This window comes from Thalassospira sp. UBA4513 (assembly GCF_002388495.1).
GTDB lineage: Bacteria > Pseudomonadota > Alphaproteobacteria > Rhodospirillales > Thalassospiraceae > Thalassospira > Thalassospira tepidiphila.
Genome location: NZ_DGMR01000039.1, coordinates 191,946 through 209,760, shown reverse-complemented (window position 1 = coordinate 209,760; position 17,815 = coordinate 191,946). Strand labels below are relative to the sequence as shown.

General features: G+C 57.2%; 16 protein-coding genes. 5 read left to right on the top strand and 11 right to left on the bottom strand.

Annotated elements, in window-relative coordinates; all coding sequences use genetic code 11:
* Nucleotides 1-22 precede the first annotated feature (22 nt).
* From B2T33_RS17905 to B2T33_RS17865, 9 genes are all read right to left on the bottom strand, one after another.
* Nucleotides 23-1,156 carry an acyl-CoA dehydrogenase gene (locus B2T33_RS17905; RefSeq protein ID WP_286792770.1) on the bottom strand — a complete coding sequence of 378 codons (1,134 nt, stop codon included), beginning with the start codon at nucleotides 1,154-1,156 and terminating at the stop codon, nucleotides 23-25.
* Between the two features lie 70 nt (nucleotides 1,157-1,226).
* Nucleotides 1,227-1,847, bottom strand: a complete 621-nt coding sequence (locus tag B2T33_RS17900; protein ID WP_008888479.1) for a carbonic anhydrase — start codon at nucleotides 1,845-1,847, stop codon at nucleotides 1,227-1,229.
* Nucleotides 1,848-1,989: 142 nt separating this feature from the next.
* Complete coding sequence (locus tag B2T33_RS17895; RefSeq protein ID WP_007088811.1) at nucleotides 1,990-2,301, bottom strand: P-II family nitrogen regulator; 312 nt, start codon at nucleotides 2,299-2,301, stop codon at nucleotides 1,990-1,992.
* Between the two features lie 4 nt (nucleotides 2,302-2,305).
* A complete protein-coding gene (locus tag B2T33_RS17890; protein WP_064779965.1) occupies nucleotides 2,306-3,280 on the bottom strand; it encodes a sodium-dependent bicarbonate transport family permease in 975 nt (324 codons plus the stop codon).
* 161 nt (nucleotides 3,281-3,441) lie between these two features.
* Entirely contained in the window at nucleotides 3,442-4,629 is a 1,188-nt protein-coding gene (locus B2T33_RS17885; RefSeq protein ID WP_286792769.1) for an acetyl-CoA C-acyltransferase, read from the bottom strand.
* A gap of 46 nt (nucleotides 4,630-4,675) precedes the next feature.
* Nucleotides 4,676-5,848, bottom strand: coding sequence for an isovaleryl-CoA dehydrogenase (locus tag B2T33_RS17880; protein ID WP_286792768.1), 1,173 nt, complete (start codon nucleotides 5,846-5,848; stop codon nucleotides 4,676-4,678).
* Between the two features lie 58 nt (nucleotides 5,849-5,906).
* Nucleotides 5,907-6,371, bottom strand: a complete 465-nt coding sequence (locus B2T33_RS17875; protein WP_008888483.1) for a PaaI family thioesterase — start codon at nucleotides 6,369-6,371, stop codon at nucleotides 5,907-5,909.
* Between the two features lie 472 nt (nucleotides 6,372-6,843).
* The gene (locus B2T33_RS17870) at nucleotides 6,844-7,677 is read right to left on the bottom strand and encodes a substrate-binding periplasmic protein (protein WP_286792767.1); all 834 of its coding nucleotides are present in this window, start codon (nucleotides 7,675-7,677) and stop codon (nucleotides 6,844-6,846) included.
* A gap of 290 nt (nucleotides 7,678-7,967) precedes the next feature.
* The gene (locus tag B2T33_RS17865) at nucleotides 7,968-9,788 is read right to left on the bottom strand and encodes a DEAD/DEAH box helicase (protein ID WP_286792766.1); all 1,821 of its coding nucleotides are present in this window, start codon (nucleotides 9,786-9,788) and stop codon (nucleotides 7,968-7,970) included.
* 416 nt (nucleotides 9,789-10,204) lie between these two features.
* On the opposite strand from B2T33_RS17865, the gene B2T33_RS17860 reads away from it, so the two are divergent.
* Entirely contained in the window at nucleotides 10,205-11,875 is a 1,671-nt protein-coding gene (locus B2T33_RS17860) for a methyl-accepting chemotaxis protein (RefSeq protein WP_063086704.1), read from the top strand.
* 74 nt (nucleotides 11,876-11,949) lie between these two features.
* Here the strand turns inward: B2T33_RS17860 and B2T33_RS17855 are convergent, their stop codons facing one another.
* Nucleotides 11,950-12,810: a prephenate dehydratase gene (locus B2T33_RS17855; protein ID WP_286792765.1), complete on the bottom strand. Its 861-nt coding sequence runs from the start codon at nucleotides 12,808-12,810 to the stop codon at nucleotides 11,950-11,952.
* Between the two features lie 69 nt (nucleotides 12,811-12,879).
* Nucleotides 12,880-13,620, bottom strand: coding sequence for a 3-deoxy-manno-octulosonate cytidylyltransferase (locus B2T33_RS17850; RefSeq protein WP_286792764.1), 741 nt, complete (start codon nucleotides 13,618-13,620; stop codon nucleotides 12,880-12,882).
* A gap of 353 nt (nucleotides 13,621-13,973) precedes the next feature.
* On the opposite strand from B2T33_RS17850, the gene B2T33_RS17845 reads away from it, so the two are divergent.
* The 4 genes from B2T33_RS17845 (at nucleotide 13,974) to B2T33_RS17830 (ending at nucleotide 17,806) form a co-directional block, all read left to right on the top strand.
* Nucleotides 13,974-14,669 (top strand): c-type cytochrome, encoded by a 696-nt coding sequence (locus B2T33_RS17845; RefSeq protein WP_286792763.1) that lies wholly within the window; start codon nucleotides 13,974-13,976, stop codon nucleotides 14,667-14,669.
* A gap of 207 nt (nucleotides 14,670-14,876) precedes the next feature.
* Nucleotides 14,877-15,659: a histidinol-phosphatase gene (gene hisN / locus B2T33_RS17840; RefSeq protein WP_197146158.1), complete on the top strand. Its 783-nt coding sequence runs from the start codon at nucleotides 14,877-14,879 to the stop codon at nucleotides 15,657-15,659.
* A gap of 59 nt (nucleotides 15,660-15,718) precedes the next feature.
* Nucleotides 15,719-16,504 (top strand): inositol monophosphatase family protein, encoded by a 786-nt coding sequence (locus B2T33_RS17835; RefSeq protein ID WP_197146159.1) that lies wholly within the window; start codon nucleotides 15,719-15,721, stop codon nucleotides 16,502-16,504.
* A gap of 84 nt (nucleotides 16,505-16,588) precedes the next feature.
* Nucleotides 16,589-17,806 carry a cation:proton antiporter gene (locus B2T33_RS17830; protein ID WP_286792762.1) on the top strand — a complete coding sequence of 406 codons (1,218 nt, stop codon included), beginning with the start codon at nucleotides 16,589-16,591 and terminating at the stop codon, nucleotides 17,804-17,806.
* Nucleotides 17,807-17,815: the final 9 nt, after the last annotated feature.

The window sequence follows — 17,815 nt, the reverse complement described above, 5'->3', positions numbered from 1 at the left end:
CAATCAACCGACGCGCACCTCGTCAATCCGCCAACGCCCGGGCAATCACCATCCGCTGGATATCGGACGTGCCTTCATAGATCTGGCACACCCGCACATCGCGATAGATGCGCTCGACCGGGAAGTCCTTGAGGTAGCCATAGCCACCGTGGATCTGAATGGCGGCCGAGCACACTTCTTCGGCAATTTCGGAGGCGTACATTTTCGCCATGCAGGCCTCTGTCAGGCATGGCTTGTGATCATCGCGCAAGGCAGCGGCGCGATGGACCAGCAACCGGGCGGCATCGATCTTGGTGGCCATATCGGCCAGACGAAACGCCACCGCCTGATGATCAATGATCTTTTTGCCAAACGTTTCGCGTTCGTTGGCGTAATCCTTGGCCGCCTCGAACGCCGCACGCGCCATACCGACCGACTGGGCGGCAATGCCGATGCGACCGCCTTCAAGGTTGGCAAGCGCGATCTTGTAGCCCTGCCCTTCCTCGCCCAGCATGTTTCCGGCTGGCACCCGGCATTCAACAAACGTGATCTGGCAGGTATCCGAGGCATTCTGACCAAGCTTTTCCTCAACCCGGGATACGACATAACCCGGCGTGTCGGTCGGCACGATAAAGGCCGAAATGCCACGCTTGCAAGCATCCGGATCGGTGACGGCAAAGACGATGGCGACATCGCCCTCGGACCCCGATGTGATGAATTGCTTGGCGCCATTTAAAACCCAGTGATCGCCATCGCGCACCGCACGGGTGCGCAGTGCACTGGCATCTGATCCGGCCTGCGGTTCGGTCAGGCAAAAGGCCCCGATTTTTTCGCCGCGCGCCATCGGCACGAGAAATTCCTGCTTTTGGGCCTCTGTCCCGAATTTCAGGATCGGCATGCAGCCGACAGAGTTATGCACCGACATGATGGTCGAGGTCGCGCCGTCACCAGCGGCAATTTCTTCAAGTGCAAGCGCATAGGCGACATGATCCATGCCCGCTCCGCCATATTCATCAGGCACCAGCATGCCCAAAAAGCCAAGCTCGCCCAGGCCTGCAATCGCCTCGGCCGGGAAGGTATGGTGGATGTCCCATTTTGCGGCATTGGGTTTGAGTTCGTTTTCGGCGAACTCGCGCGCGGTATCGCGCACCATGATCTGATGTTCTTCCAACCGCATGACGGCCACCCTCCCACTTACAGGCGATGTCCGGTCCTGCGATCAGAAGATCGTTGTCATCAGACCGGGCTTACTCTTCGCCCTGAACAAATTTGTCCTGCGCGGCATCAAAGCGCCACAGGATCCCTTCTTTCATGCCGTACCACCAGCCATGCAGCTTGAGGTCTCCGGCCTCGACCCGTTCCTTGATGAACGGGAACGACATCAGGTTTTGCAGCGAGTTACGGATCGAATGACGCGATACCTTGTCGACATCCGGGCCATGTTCGAGACAGCATTTCGAAATGCTGACCCACTCGCCGATAAAGTCACGATCCGGCACCTTGCCCGCTTCGCCGTGTTCGACTAGAGCCTCCATGCCACCGCACGCCGAATGGCCCAGAATGACGATGTCCCTGACCTTCAGATCACGCACCGCAAATTCGATCGCCGACGACGTCCCGTGATAGTTTTCATCGGGCTCATAGGGCGGAACAAGGTTTGCCACGTTACGGATGACAAACATCTCGCCCGGTTCGGCATTGGTCAGGATGGCGGGATCAACGCGGGAATCAGAACAGGCAATCAAAAGAACTTCCGGTCGCTGGCCCATATTGACCAGGTCCTCGACGCGTTCCGGGCGCTGATCATAATACATCGCCTTAAAGCTCTTGAACCCGGCAAGCATCCGATCAACGGTTGGCTTTGACATCTCGCGAAGTCCCCTATTCTGTCATAACGCTGTCGACAAAATAGGACCAAATTGCCCAAGTTGATAGTCCCCATTCCAACCTTTTGAACCGTTCTAAACGTGCGATCTCCTTTGTTTCGCAGACAACCAAACCCTGACGTTCCTAGAAACGATCCGCGCGCAGCACCTGACAGTCACTGATTGTGACAACGCCGATATGACGATCCACCACCTCGAACGCGGCCTCAAGCATCCGGTCAAGCTTCTCCGGGCGGATGATGCAAATCACCTGAACCATACCGCCGCCGCGCGATACGGTATCGTCGCGGCTCCAACTGCCTGACCGACCCGATCCGCCAAGTACTGGCAGCACGGAAAAGCCGGTAACCCCCGCCCCTTCAAGCGCCTGACGCAGGCGGCTTTCCATAATGGCTTCGATAATGATCGCCACGCGTTTAGCATCATGCTTTTCCATGGGATTAACCTCCGTGAACGGCGCTGGCCATCGCAAGATAAAGCGGAATGCCAAGCGTCAGGTTGAAGGGGAACGTCACGCCAAGCGACAGCGTAAGATAGACCGACGGATTGGCCTCAGGCAGGGCAACACGCATGGCCGCAGGCACCGCGATATAACTTGCCGAGGCGGCCAGCACCATCAACAGCACCGCTCCACCAAGCGACAGGCCGATAATCAGCGCAAACGCCAGTCCAAGGCAGGACCCGATCACCGGCATCAACATCCCGAAAACAAGCGGCCCCGGGCGCAGCACCGCACGCCCCTGTTTCAGGCCACGCCCGGCAACCAGCCCCATATCAAGCAGGAACAGGCAAAGAACCCCCTGGAAGGGCGAAACAATCAGGGCTTCGATCTTGGCCATGCCCTCGGCACCGGTGATCCAGCCGATAAAGAAACTGCCGACCAGCAGGACGATGGAACCATTGAGCAGGATTTCACGGATCAACGCGCCATCCATCCGGCCCTTGCCGCCTGATGACACCAGCAACAGGGCCGAGAAGATGGCAGGTGCCTCCATCGCGGCAGCCACCGCAACCATGTAACCTTCTGCCACAATGCCCGAACTTTGCAGGACCGAAGTTGCCGCGACAAAGGTCACGATCGAGATCGAGCCATAATGCCCTGCCACCGCAGCAGCATCTGTTCTGCTCAGTTGCGAGATCCAGCGCAAAAGCGCAAAGGCAATGAAGGGCAAGACAAAGGACAGGATCACGCCCGCCATCAGGGTCATGCCAAGTGTCAGGTCGATCCCGTTATTTGAGACCGCCACCCCGCCCTTGAAACCAATGGCAAACAGAAGATAAAGCGAAATGCCTTTGGCGACGGCTTCCGGGATCGTCAGATCCGATCGCGCAAGGGCAGCTCCCACCCCCAGAACAAAGAAAAGAACGATGGGCGACAGAAGATTTTGCGCCGCCAGGCTCAACACATCTTGCATGGCTGTCCCTTGACTATGATACCCCGGTGCTGGTGTCGCGCAAGCAGCCTCGTCCCTGCGCCAAAACCGCAATTCCGATAGCAGGATCACGGTTTTCTGTCATCAGAAAGCCGCCCCCCAATCACAGGGGCGTAACTTCGTTCACATAATTTACCAAAAACTTAAAGCAGCTCGATGGCAACCGCCGTGGCCTCGCCGCCACCAATGCAAAGCGACGCCACGCCCTTGGTCCCGCCATGGGTTTTAAGCGCATGGATCAAGGTCACCAGCAACCGTGCGCCGGTGGCACCTATCGGATGGCCGAGTGCACAGGCACCGCCATGGACATTGACCTTGCCGTGATCAAGTTCCAGATCACGGATCGCAGCCATCGCCACCACGGCAAAGGCTTCGTTGATTTCCCAAAGATCGACATCGTCCTTGGACCAGCCGGTTTTGCCCAGCACCTTTTTGATCGCATCAATAGGGGCGGTCGTGAACCAGCAGGGTTCTTGCGCGTGGGTCGACTGACCAACGATCTTGGCAAGCGGCTTAAGACCGCGCTTTTCAGCTTCCGACGCGCGCATCATCACAAGGGCCGCGGCCCCATCAGAAATCGATGCTGAATGGGCAGCCGTCACCGTGCCGTCCTTGGCAAAGGCCGGGCGCAGGGTGGGGATTTTTTCAGGTTTGGCCTTGGGCGGCTGTTCGTCGGCATCAATGGTGACCTCGCCCTTGCGGGTGTTAAAGGTCACCGGGGTAATCTCATCGGCAAAATGGCCGGACGTGGCGGCATTTTGCGCCCGCGTCAGCGAGGTAATGGCATAGTCATCCTGCTCTTTGCGGGTAAAGCCGTATTTTTCGGCGGTCGCCTCGGCAAAGGTGCCCATCGAACGGCCCTTGTCATAGGCATCTTCCAGACCATCGAGTGCCATGTGGTCATAGACCATGTCATGACCGTATTTGTGGCCCGACCGCATTTTCGGAAGCAGGAACGGCGCATTGGTCATGCTTTCCATGCCACCCACCACCATGACATCCGCACCACCGGCGACCAGCGTATCATGGGCAAACATCACGGCCTTCATGCCCGATCCGCACATCTTGTTGATCGTGGTCGCTCCCGCCGCACGCGGGATGCCGGCATGCCAGGCGGCCTGACGGGCTGGGGCCTGCCCCTGACCGGCGGGCAACACATTTCCCATGATGACCTCATCAATATCATCGGCGCTAATACCGCCGCGCTCAAGCGCTGCCTTGATGGCAACACCGCCCAGCTCGGCGGCAGTCACGCTGGCAAAATCCCCCTGCAGGCCGCCCATCGCGGTGCGGGCACAGGAAACAATGACGATCGGATCAGAAGTGCTCATGATATGGGTCCGTTTGTTCGTGGGACGAAGTTTTCGGTTTTAACACTCAGGCGGTTTCGCCAAACAGTTCGCGGCCAATCAGCATGCGGCGGATTTCGCTGGTGCCCGCCCCAATTTCATACAGCTTGGCATCGCGCAGCAAACGGCCGGTCGGATATTCATTGATATAGCCATTCCCGCCCAGCGTCTGAATGGCTTCAAGCGCCATCCAGGTTGCCTTTTCGGCAGCATAGAGGATCACACCCGCCGCATCCTTGCGCGAGGTTTCCCCGCGATCGCACGCCTTGGCGACTTCGTAAACATAGGCGCGACACGCATTCATCGTGGTGTACATATCGGCGATCTTGCCCTGCATCAGCTGGAACTCGCCGATCGCCTTACCGAACTGTTTGCGTTCATGAATATAGGGCACGACCACATCCATGCAGGCGCGCATGATGCCGGTGGGACCTGCGGCCAGAACCGCGCGTTCGTAATCAAGGCCGCTCATCAAAACCCGCACACCGCCATTGAGCTGCCCCAAAATATTTTCCTCGGGCACTTCGCAATCCTGGAATACGAGTTCGCAGGTGTTGGAACCCCGCATCCCCAGTTTGTCGAGCTTTTGCGCCGTCGAGAACCCCTTGAAGGTCTTTTCAATGATAAAGGCGGTAATGCCCTTGGGCCCGGCATCGGGATCGGTTTTGGCATAGACGACCAGCGTATGGGCATCCGGCCCGTTGGTGATCCACATCTTGTTGCCATTGAGGATGCAACGATCGCCCTTTTTCTCGGCCTTAAGCTTCATCGAGACAACGTCGGATCCAGCGCCCGGCTCGCTCATCGCCAGCGCCCCGATATGTTCGCCACTGATCAGTTTGGGCAGGTATTTGGCCTTCTGTTCGGGCGTGGCGTTGCGTTTGATCTGGTTGACGCACAGGTTGGAATGCGCGCCATAGGACAGCGCGACCGAGGCCGAAGCACGGCTGATTTCTTCCATGGCGATCACGTGCTCAAGATAGCCAAGGCCGGTACCGCCGTCTTCTTCGGACACTGTCATGCCCAGCAGGCCAAGATCACCGAATTTGCGCCAGAGATCGTTGGGGAACTGGTTACTGGCATCAATCTCGGCCGCGCGCGGGGCGATTTCGGCCTCGGCAAAAGACGAGACGGTTTCGCGGATTGCATCCGCGGTTTCGCCAAGATCGAATTTCAGTCCGGGGAAGTCGAAAAATGCCATGTTCCTGTTCCTGCCCTGCGAATTCTGGTTATTTGATAAAAGTGAATAATCAGCCCGATTATGCGGCGCTGGTGAGTAATTCCGGCGGAAGCTTCATCACCTTGAGCGTCTGAAGCGATGTCGCACAGAGGACCGTTTCGGTATTCCTCATACCAAAGACATCGATGCGGGTGACGATGATCGACCGACCGCGTGAAACCACCTCGCCGACCGCGCGCAACTGATCGCCCATACCGGGTGCAACGATGTTGAGTTTGTATTCAATCGTCAGCATGCCCTGATCGGCCTCGACCAAACTCCAGCCGGCAAAACCCCCGGCGATATCGGCGAGCCCTGCGATCAGACCGCCATGGAAATAGCCGTTATGCTGCAACAAATCAGGCCGCGTTGGCACAATCACCTCGACCCGGCCCGGTTTGACATCAGAAACCTCGGCCCCGATTGACAGATTGTAGGGCTGCTGGGCGAAACGTCGACGCACTTCGGCGACGTAATCGGGATTTTGCGGTTCAAACGAGGCCATGTCGCGATCCTGTGGTGAAACCGGCGCGATGAGGATCAAGCACACCGGGATATGACGCGACTCTGTTGTAGTTGACGTTAACGTTAACGTCAAATTAAATCCGCATAGCTATACCGGTTTTTTGATGCGCCGGGCAGCATAGAGACAAAATCGGCGTCAAGCCGCCGATATTCAACGGTTTCGGATTGCAGTTCGCGCGCTGGGCGCGGAAAAACCCCATGATTTCAGAGGTATAAATAAATGTGAGGAACCCTCACATTGCCGGTGCTGCAATAATCGGGACAGTTTGTTCACGGGTGCGACAGAGGCATCCCGCGTAAGCGCCGCGACAAGCCTCAGTTGGCCTGACCCTAGTTAGCCTGACCCTAGTTAGCCTGACCGCAGTTAGTCTGGCCCCAGTTGGTTTGACCCCAATTGGTCTGACATTAGCTGGTCTGACACTAGCTGGTCTGGCCCTAGCTGTGGTCTAGCCCTAATTGGTCTGGTCGCCCCATTCCTGGATGCTGGCTTCGAGCATTTCGGTCATCACATTGCGGGAGACGAGATCGAAGACGGCACGCGACAGGCGGCCGCGCAGTTCGCCGGTGTTGCATTCCGATTTGTGCGACATGGTCAGATAGAGGTTTTCGGTGCTGACCGGGGTGTCGTAACTGCGGATATTGGTGATGTTTTCGCGGGCGGCCACGGCCTTGCCGGGGAATTCTTCGTAGATCAGGTATTCCGCCCGACCAAGCGAGAGCATCTGCAAGCCTTGTTCGAGGCTTGGTACTTCGCTGATGGTCAGATTGTGGCGGGCATAGGTGTCAAACGCCTGTCCGAAACTGTTATTGATCACGGTCAGGCCATCGATCCCGACCAGATCGGACCACTGGCTGTAGCGCAGATCAAGATTGTCATGCGTCCAGATCACGGTGCGCGTCCCCTGAAAGGCCGGATAGAAGTAATCCATATATTCGAGACGCGGCAGGGTCAGGAAGGCACCGGCGATCAGATCGATCGTTCCGTCGCGCATATGTTGCTGCACCCGGCCCCAGTTGCCCGAATAGACGACGTCGACTTCAACACCAGCCAGTTCACCGGCCCGTTTGATGAAGTCGGCAGCAGCACCTTGCAGGGTATGGCCATCCTTGGCCACCCAGAGATAGGGCGGGTAATCCGGATTGCCCGACGCAACCAGACGCGAACAATCGCGCTGCCCGTCGGCATCGGAAACAGATCCGCTTTTGCCCGACTGTGCACGCACAGATCCCGAGCCAACAACGGTCGCCAAAAGCACGGCCAGAAATGCAATTCTGATGCTCATCATTACCACTCTTCCTCTGCCTGCATTTCGGAGCCCTGAGGCACACAGGACAGATACCTTACGCTTAGGTTTAGTAAATTTAGACCAATTCCCCACTTCAGGATAGGTCTAAACAGATTAATGCTCCAAACCCGTGCGCGAAACACAGGCCAAAATAGCGAGGGACCAGCTGTTTCCAGCCGGTCCCCCTTTAACAATGTCCCTGTGAAGTGCTGCGCACCGGCATGACGTAAACGTCTATGCCGTTCCCCGGCGCAGCCCCCATACAGTACCCGCAATACAGCGGGGCAGAATTATGCCGAACGGCGTTTCATGCCCTGGTTGCCGCCGCGACCTTCGCTGCGACCACCTTCGGCACGACGCGGACGGTCGTTGAAGTCACGACGGGCACCGTCGCGCGCACCGGCACCATCACGGGCACCATCGCGACCGCGGAAGTTACCACCACGATCACCGCGAGGCTTGTCCGCAAAGCGACGTTCGTCACGGTTGCCGCCTTCACCACGGGGGCGGAAGTTGCCACCGCGGCCGCCACTGCGCTCTTCACGATCGCCGCGCGGTGCACGGTCATCATTATCAAAGCGCGGCTTGCGGTCATTGCGGAAATCACCGCCATCACGACGCGGACGATCATTGAAGTCACGACGTGCGCCATCACGGCCACCATCGCGTGCCTCATCACGACCACCGAAACCGCGTGCTGCGCGATCACCCTGGAAACCGCCATCGCGGGCACCATCACGGCCACCGTCACGCGGGCCGCCGAAACCACGACCGCGACCACCGTCACGATTGTCACCACGGGCACCATCGCGGCCGCCATCACGACCACCGCCGAAGCCACCACGGCCACGACCGCCATCACGGCCGCCGAAACCACCGCGACCGCCGCCGCCAAAGCCACGACCACCGTCACGGCCACCGCGACCACCACGACCGCCAGCACCAGCACCGGCACCGAACGAACGGGGCGGCGGGGCAGCATGGAATTCGTGATCTTCGTCGATATTAACGTCCTGTTTGATCAGGCGTTCGATGTTGCGAAGCAGGCGAATGTCGCGCGGCTCGCAGAATGAAATCGCAATACCTTCGGCACTGCCACGACCGGTACGACCGATACGGTGGACATAGCTTTCGGCATCTTGCGGCAGATCATAGTTCACAACGTGGGTAATACCCGGAACGTCGATACCACGTGCAGCAACATCGGTCGCAATCAGAACCGGGAAACTGCCATTGCGGAAGTTCCGCAGGATTTTCTGACGGATACGCTGCTGTTTGTCGCCATGGATGGCATCGCTGTCGATGCCTTCATCGCGCAGCTGGAACGACAGTTCGTCGGCATCTGCCTTGGTTTTGGTAAACACCAGAACGCGTTCGGATTCGTCACGTTTAAGCAGCTGAACCAGAAGCTTGGTCTTGTCGTGACGTTTCACAAACATGCCAACCTGGGTCACGCGCTCGGTCACGCTGGACTGCGGTGCGGTTTCAACCTTGACCGGGTCTTTAAGCAGACGGTCGGTCAGGTGTTTGACTTCCGGCGGCATGGTTGCCGAGAACATCACGGTCTGATGCGCATTCGGAAGCAGTTCAGCAACGGCCAGAACGTCTTCGGAGAAGCCCATGTCAAGCATACGGTCGGCTTCATCAAGGATGAAGACTTCGACATCGTCGAAACGAACCGTGTTGCGCGACATATGATCCAGCAGACGACCCGGGGTCGCAACCAGGATATCAACGCCACGGCGCAGTTCCTGAATCTGCGGGCCCATCGGGGAGCCACCAAAGACAACAGAGGAAAACAGGCGGATGCCTTTTTTGAAATCACGCAGGCACTGGCCGATCTGGGTCGCCAGTTCGCGGGTCGGCGCCAGAATAACCGCGCGCGGCTGACCCGGTTTCGGGCGCTGCGGGTTTTCGGCAAGACGCTGCAGCAACGGCAGGCAGAATGCAGCGGTTTTACCGCCACCCGTATGGGAAATACCCATCAGGTCCTTGCCTTCGAGAAGTGCAGGAATCGTCGCGGCCTGAATTTCGGTCGGCGCGGAGAAACCGGCAGCTTCAACATTGCGCAGCAGGGGCTCGATCAGGTTGAGCCCATTAAAATTCGTCATAAAGGAAAGTCCTTCGTTTATCCGGTCGGCGCCATGTTAACGCCTGTGGGTGCCTGCCCAAACGAAGTCATGACCGGTGCGCGGCAAAGAGCAGCCACTGCGTCGGACCCTGCATGAGAGGCAAATGATGTGAGGCATCGACGTCATCACGCCGAACCCGCCCTCGCCTTTTCATACAGTTCCTGACAGCTCATTCTGTCTTTGCAAGCGAAGGAATGAGCCGGGTGATACAGGGCATTTGACCATAAGTCAATCAATCCCGGCGCCGATCAGCCATGCAAAAACGCATTCCCCCGGTTATTGGGGTTTGTGACCGTCATAACCATGTAACAAATATCGCACGCAATATTAATCATTTGGTTCTCAAATCATGTGCATATAGTGCGATCACTACAATCGCTTGGAAGGGGATAATCATGCGATTTCGGGTCGTCACGGGGATATTTTCCATTCCCGCCATCTGCCTTTTGGTGCTGCTGGCAATTATCGCCACAGTCGCCCTGAACTATCAAACCAGTCTTCGAAATGCGAAATTTGAACAGATTTCGAATTTGACCGAGGGTGCGGTCACGATCGTCAATAATTATATCGCCAAAGCCAAAAGCGGCGAGATGACCGAAGACGAAGCCAAGGCTGCGGCCCTGGATGTGCTTAATGCATACCGGTTTGACGGGCAGAACTATATCTATGCCACCGATTATAATTACTGCATGCAGCTTGATCCGCTGAGCCCGGAAGATGTTGGCAAGTGCAATCCCGACAGCAAGGTGCGCAACATGATTGTTGCCGCAGCCAAGGCAGGCGGCGATGTGATCCTGTATGAAACCAAGAAGCCGGGTGAAGGTGACAAACTGATCGAGAAGGCCGCCTATGTGCGCCCGATCAAGGAATGGAACTGGGCCCTTGGCGCTGGCGTCTATATGGACGATGTTCAGGCAGAATTCATTTCTGTCATGCAGCGCATTGCGATCATTTCCGTTATCGCAATCATCATTGCCGGTGTTTTGTCCTGGCTTGTCGGCACACGCATTACGCGCAGCATCGTCGGCCTGAACAGCAGCATTCGCACGATTGCCGATGGCGATTACAAGGCACCGGTCGAAACCGAATCCCGGTTCGTTGAAATTGGCGACATGGCCGCCGGTGTTCTGGCACTGCGTGACAAGTCGGCACAGGCCCAGCAGCTTGAAGCCGATGCCGCGGTTCAGAAACAAAAAGCCGAAGAAGAACGCCGCAGCAATATCCGCGCAATCGCCGAAAAGCTTGAAAGCGAAGTCGGTGGTATCGCCAAGGCCGTTGATCGTTCGGTTCAACGCAGTGCCGATCTTGCGGTGAGCATGTCACAGAGTGCGGATGGCATTCTGGGCCAGAGCCAGCAGGTGGCATCTGCGGCCGGTGAAGTTTCCCAGAACGTCGATGCGGTTGCCGCCGCGACCGAGGAACTGTCATCCTCGATCACCGAGATCAACGTTCAGATTTCGCAGATGTCGAACACTGTGGAACGGGCAACCGATGAAAGCCAGAGCGCGTCAAATGACGTTGCCGGCCTGTCCGAGACGGTTGAGAAGATCAAAGAGATCATTGGCCTGATCAACGATATTGCCGGTCAGACCAACCTTCTGGCGCTAAACGCCACCATTGAGGCTGCGCGTGCGGGTGAAGCCGGCAAAGGCTTTGCGGTTGTGGCAAACGAGGTCAAAAACCTTGCCACCCAGACGGCCAAGGCGACGGATGAAATCGCCGCCCAGATCAATGACATTGTTGACGGCACCGAACGTGCGGTCACCGGCATTTCGCGGGTTTCGGAAACCATCGAACAGGTCCGAAGCGCATCAACCGCAATTGCCGCGGCCATTGAAGAACAGGGTGCGGCAACGCAGGAAATCTCGGGCAATGCCAACCGCAGTGCGGATGGGGTGAAACAGATTTCCCAGAGCGTTGACGAAACCATGAAGAATGCCCAGGGCACGACCAACGATGCCGATGAACTGAAATCAGCCTCCGCCGAGCTTTCTGATCGCTCGGCTGAACTGAGCCAGATCATTCATCGTTTCTCGACCGACTTGAAGAACCAAGCCGGGTCGTAAGAACCTGATTTCAAAAAAAAGGGCCGGACATTGATTTGTCCGGCCCTTTTTGTTTTGCGAATTCTTTTTTCCGTTTATTCCGCCGGAAGGTTGTTTTCCTTGCGGAAGGAGTGCGCCGGATAAACACCCAGAATGCGGACTTCGTGCGAGAAGAATTGCAGTTCTTCGAGTGCGTGGCGCAGGCCGAGCTGTTCGGGGTGGGCTTCGACCTCGGCAAAGAACTGGGTCGCGGTGAAGTGGCCTTCGACCATGTAGCTTTCAAGCTTGGTCATGTTGATGCCGTTGGTGGCAAAACCACCGAGTGCCTTATAAAGGGCGGCGGCGACGTTGCGCACGCGGAAGACAAAGCTTGTCACCACCGGGGTGCCGTCATTGGGAATATTGAGCGGTTCACGGGCCAGAATGATGAAGCGCGTGGTGTTGTGTTCGGCGTCTTCGACCTCGGTCCGGAGCACATCAAGACCATAAATCTCGGCGGCCAAAACCGGCGCGATGGCGGCAATCGATTTATCGCCGCGATCAGCAACTTCCTTGGCACAGCCCGCGGTATCCGGGCCGACCACGGCATTGACACCGAGTTCCTTGCGCAGTTTGCGGCATTGGCCAAGTGCGTGAACGTGGCTGTGGATTTCCTTGATGTCTTCGATCTTCGTACCCGGCACGCCAACCAGCGCATGGTTAATGCGCAGGAAGGTTTCACCGATGATATGAACACCCGATTCCGGCAGGATGTGGTGCACGTCGGCCACACGCCCCGCCAGCGTATTATCAATCGGGATCACCGCCAGATCGACATCGCCATCTTCGAGTGCGCTAAAGGCGCCTTCAAAGGTCCTGTACGGTACTGTCGTTGCACCCGGAAAGGCGCGACGGGCTGCCTGATCTGAATAGGCACCGTGCATTCCCTGAAAAGCGATCCTTTGTTGCGCAGTCATCTGGCTGTTTCCTGAATGGTCAAATTGTTGTCGTTAAGAACTTAAAGCACTTGATGCCAAGAACCGCAACTATGCACCCAGCACTTCGCGCGCGCGTTCAAGGTCTTCTTGTGTATCGACACCAAGCGGTACGCCATCAACAAGGGCGACCGCAATCACCATGCCATTTTCAAGCGCGCGCAGCTGTTCAAGCTTTTCACGTTGTTCGAGTTCTGCCGGGGGCAGGGAAACGAACCGATCAAGGGCGGCACGGCGATAGGTATAAAGACCGATGTGATGATAAAGCGGCCCGTCACCATAGGGTGCGGTTGCGCGGGTGAAATAAAGGGCGCGGGCGACACGCCCGGTGCCAAAGGCCGCGACCGCCTTGACCACATTGGGGTTGGTGCGTTCTTCGTCGCGTTTGATTTCAGCGGCCAAAGTCGCGATATCCACCGACGGGTCGGCAAGCGGTTCAAACACCGCGCGAATATCGGCGGCATCAATGGTCGGCAGATCCCCCTGCACATTGACCACCGCATCAAACGTGCCTTCGGGGTCGAACGTTTGCAGCGCCTGATGCACACGGTCCGATCCGCTGGGAAGGTCAGGATCGGTCAGAACGGCAATCCCCCCGGCAGCAGTGACCGCATCGGCAATTTCCTGTTCGGCGCAGGCAACCAGAACCGGACCGATTCCGGCCTCCGTCGCGCGACGCCAAACCTGAACGATCATGGGTTCACCACAGATATCGGCCAGTGGTTTGTTGGGCAAACGCGTGGACGCCATGCGGGCGGGAATTACAACAACAGGATTGCGCGGGGTCGACATTTCTTCGCTCCAATAAGGCACAAATCACCCGTTTTTTGATCTTGCGCAAAGCGTGGTGTGAACAAGCAATGGCAGAACACAGGTTCTTAATCGGCGCGACATTAGCCGGTTTTGGTGCGGCGACGAAAGACGGAATCGCGTTTTGCGGAACACTAGACGAAAGTTCTAAGGCAAGCTTGTTCGCCTTGGTGTTTAAGAAAGGTTGATGCAAATCGCTGAAACGTATAGTTTCCCACCAACCAGTTTTGCCTGCGGTTACACGTGTGTTTCTCTTGATCGAGGATTGCCGGGGACGCATGGGTAGAACATAAAGATAAAACCTGAGAGTGATTAGGCTGTAACGGGGTCCCGTCATGAACACGATGGAAATCAACAAGATCGTCGCCGGCGTTATTTGTGCTGTGCTTCTGGTAGTGGTTGTCGGCAAGGTCGGCAGCGCACTGGTCAGTCCTGAAGAACTGGAAGCACCGGTATATCCGTTCTCCGAAGATGTGATGGCGGGTGCAAATGCCCCTGCTGCTGCACCGGCAGAACCGGCAGGCCCGGAACCGATTCTTGCCATGCTGGCCTCGGCCGACATGGGTGAAGGCGAGAAAGTCTTCAAAAAATGCGCATCCTGCCATGACGCCGAAAAAGGCGGCCCGAACAAAACCGGCCCGAACCTTTATGGCATCGTTGGTGCCGCGTTCGCGCACAAGGATGACTTCTCCTATTCTGACGGGATGGCCAACCATGGTGGCACCTGGGGCTTTGAGGAGCTGAACGAGTTCCTTTACAAGCCGCGCGATTACATCGATGGCACCAAAATGAGCTTTGGCGGTCTGAAAAAGGCCGAAGATCGTGCCGCGGTTATTGCCTGGTTGAACACCAAGTCTGACAACCCGGTCGCCCTGCCCGATCCGGCAGCGGTTGAAGCCACCCAGGCCGCAGAAGAAGCCGTTGACGAAGCCGCCGAAGCGGTTGAAGAAACTGTTGATGATGCCGCAGCCGCCGTTGAAGGCGCGGTTGAGGAAGCCGGCGACGCTGTTGACGCAGCCACCGCGCAGTAAGCACGCAAGCCAAAGACATCGCCTGACCGAGATTTATGGTCAGCACCGAACACGCAGGGGACAGGAAACTGTCCCCTGTTTGCGTTTGGGGGTTTGTCGTTTGGGACTTTATAGATGGCGTCCTTGCCTTCTGGGCCCAAAGCGGAAATAGTACCGGCCATAACCATACCCCGCCGCCAGACATCAACCGCCTGCAGGAATACCTTTATGGAAAATCTCGATCCGTTTTTGGAAATCGCCCACAAACTGGCCGATGCCGCACGCCCGGTCGTGCGCAAATATTACCGCACCCCGGTCGCGGTCGATGTGAAGGCCGATGACAGCCCGGTGACGATTGCCGACCGCGAGGTCGAACGCACCATGCGCGATATCCTGAATGCCGAACTACCCGATCATGGCATTCTGGGCGAGGAGCATGGCCGGGAAAATACCGATGCGGAATATGTCTGGGTGCTCGATCCGATTGATGGCACCAAATCGTTCATTTCCGGCAAGCCGAGCTTTGCGACCCTGATCGCACTTTGCCACAAGGGCACCCCGGTTCTGGGCATTATTGATCAGGCGATTACCGATGAACGCTGGGTCGGCGTGATGGGGCAGGCCAGCACGATGAATGGCGTTGAGATCAGTGCGCGCGAATGCGAAGACCTTAAGAGTGCGACCTTCTTTACCACCGCGCCCGAGCTGTTCAAGGGCGATGCCGCCAAGGCCTATCAGGCGGTTTCGAAAAACTGCCGGGTGCCGATGTATGGCGTCGATGCCTATGCCTATGGCCTGACAGCACTCGGTCTGGCCGACACGGTGGTTGAGATCGGGCTTCAGGCGTATGATTTTTGTGCGTTGGTGCCGGTTGTCGAGGGTGCAGGCGGTGTGATGACCGACTGGGCCGGCAAGCCGCTTCATATCGATAGTGCAGGTGATGTTGTTGCCAGCGGGGATGCGCGTTGCCATCAGGATGTTCTGGCGACGATCAAGGCCGCGATGGCCTGACAGACTTCATTGCCCAGACGCCCCACCGCAAAATTGACCTTGCCGACACAGGATATCCGATGACCAACAATGCCCCGTTTCTCGATATGGCCCACAAGCTTGCCGATGCAGCGCGCCCGGTGCTGCAAAGCTATTACCGCAAGCCGCTTTCTATCGATGAAAAGGGCGATGCCAGCCTTGTGACCGATGCCGACCGGGCGATCGAGCGCACCATGCGCGATCTGATCAATGCGGAGCTGCCGGATCATGGCATTCTGGGCGAGGAATACGGGCCGGAAAACCTTGATGCCCAATATGTCTGGATCCTTGATCCGATTGACGGCACCAAATCATTCATCACCGGCAAGCCGAGCTTTAATACCCTGATTGCGCTGTGTCGTAATGGCAAGCCGGTACTGGGTGTGATTGATCAGGCGATTTTGGATGAACGCTGGATCGGGGTCGAAGGGCAACCGACGACACTCAATGGCAATGTGGTCACGGCACGTGAATGTGCCCACCTGAAAGATGCCACCATTTTCACCACCGGGCCGGACCTTTTCGTGGAGCCAAAGGCGATTGCCGGATATGAGGCGGTCTTTGGGGCCGCCAAGCAGCCGATTTACGGTATTGATTCTTATGGCTATGGCCTGATTGCCATGGGGTTTGGCGATGTGTTGGTGGAATCGAACCTGCAGCCCTATGATTTCTGTGCCGCCGTGCCGGTGATCGAGGGTGCGGGCGGGATCATTACCGATTGGGCGGGCCAAGCCCTTACGATGCACAGCGGCGATCTGGTGATTGCCAGTGGTGACAGCCGCGCCCATGCCGAGGGGTTGGCGGTTTTGCAAAAGGCCATCGCGTAAGGCCGTGTGATACCTTAAACATTTGGCGATCCGCGACCTTTGGGGCAGACTACCCCGGATCAGGGCAACAAGTTGGGCAGCGCCATGTTTGAATGGGTGATCATTCTTTTTCTCGGCTCCGGGCTGGTGTATGGCCTGCAATCGCGCCGCCTGCAACGCCGCAATATTTCATCGCCGATGATGATGGTCCTGACGGGGATGCTGGTCGCCCTGCCGCTGGGCATCTGGCACAGTGCGCCGATGGATGCGCTTTCGGGCAGCATTCATTTTGCCACCGGCTTTGCCGAGATGACGCTTGCGATCATTTTGTTTCTCGATGCCGCGGTGCTCGATTACCGCAAGGAAAGTGCGGCGCGCAATATCGCGATCCGCTTGCTGTTGATCGGGTTGCCGCTGACCATCGGGGTGACGTGGGCGTTTATTGTCGGGCTTGATGCGTCTATCGGGTTGGTGCCGGCCCTGATCCTTGCGCTTATTGTCAGTCCGACCGATGCGGCGCTTGGCCGACCGGTACTGGAAAACAAGGGCGTGCCCGAACCGGTGCGCCAGGGCATCAATATTGAAAGCGGGCTGAATGACGGCTTGGTCCTGCCGGTCTTTACCACCGCAGTTTTGCTGGAAGCCAATCTTCTGAGCAACGGACATCAGGGCTGGGTCGCAGAGGCGCTGCTTGAGATTTCAATCGGGGCGGTGATCGGGGTGGTCAGTGGCTATGTCATTGGTCAGGTGGTCAATCACGCGGTCAAGAACAGGACCATCGTTGCACGGTTTGAACGGTTACTCGGCGTTCTGGCAGCCCTTTTCATATTCCTGCTGGCCGAGGAATTGGGCGGCAATGGCTTTGTCGCGGCCTTTGCCGGCGGGCTTGCGCTTAATATTTCGAGCGACAAGGTCAAGGACGCGATCGAAAGCTTTGGCGAGGCCGAGTCAGAGCTTCTGACCATGCTGACATTCTTTGTTTTTGGCCTGATCGTTGTGCCAGCACTTTATGAAAGCTGGACCTGGACGATGCTACTGTTTTCGATTGCAAGCCTCGCTGTCCTGCGGCCGCTTTGTGTGTGGATCTGCATGATCGGCAGTCCCTATAGCCTGGGCGAAAAGCTTTATATCGGCTGGTTCGGACCGCGCGGGATTGCATCGGTGATTTACATGCTGATCATGGCGACGATGATTGATCCGGTGGCGTTCAAACCATTGTTTGCCGCCGGCACCATGATTGTTTGCATCAGCGTGGTTGCCCATGGCATTACCGCCGCCCCGGCATCGCGGGCATTGGTCAGCTATCTGGCGCGAAAATCCTGAGGAAGGCTG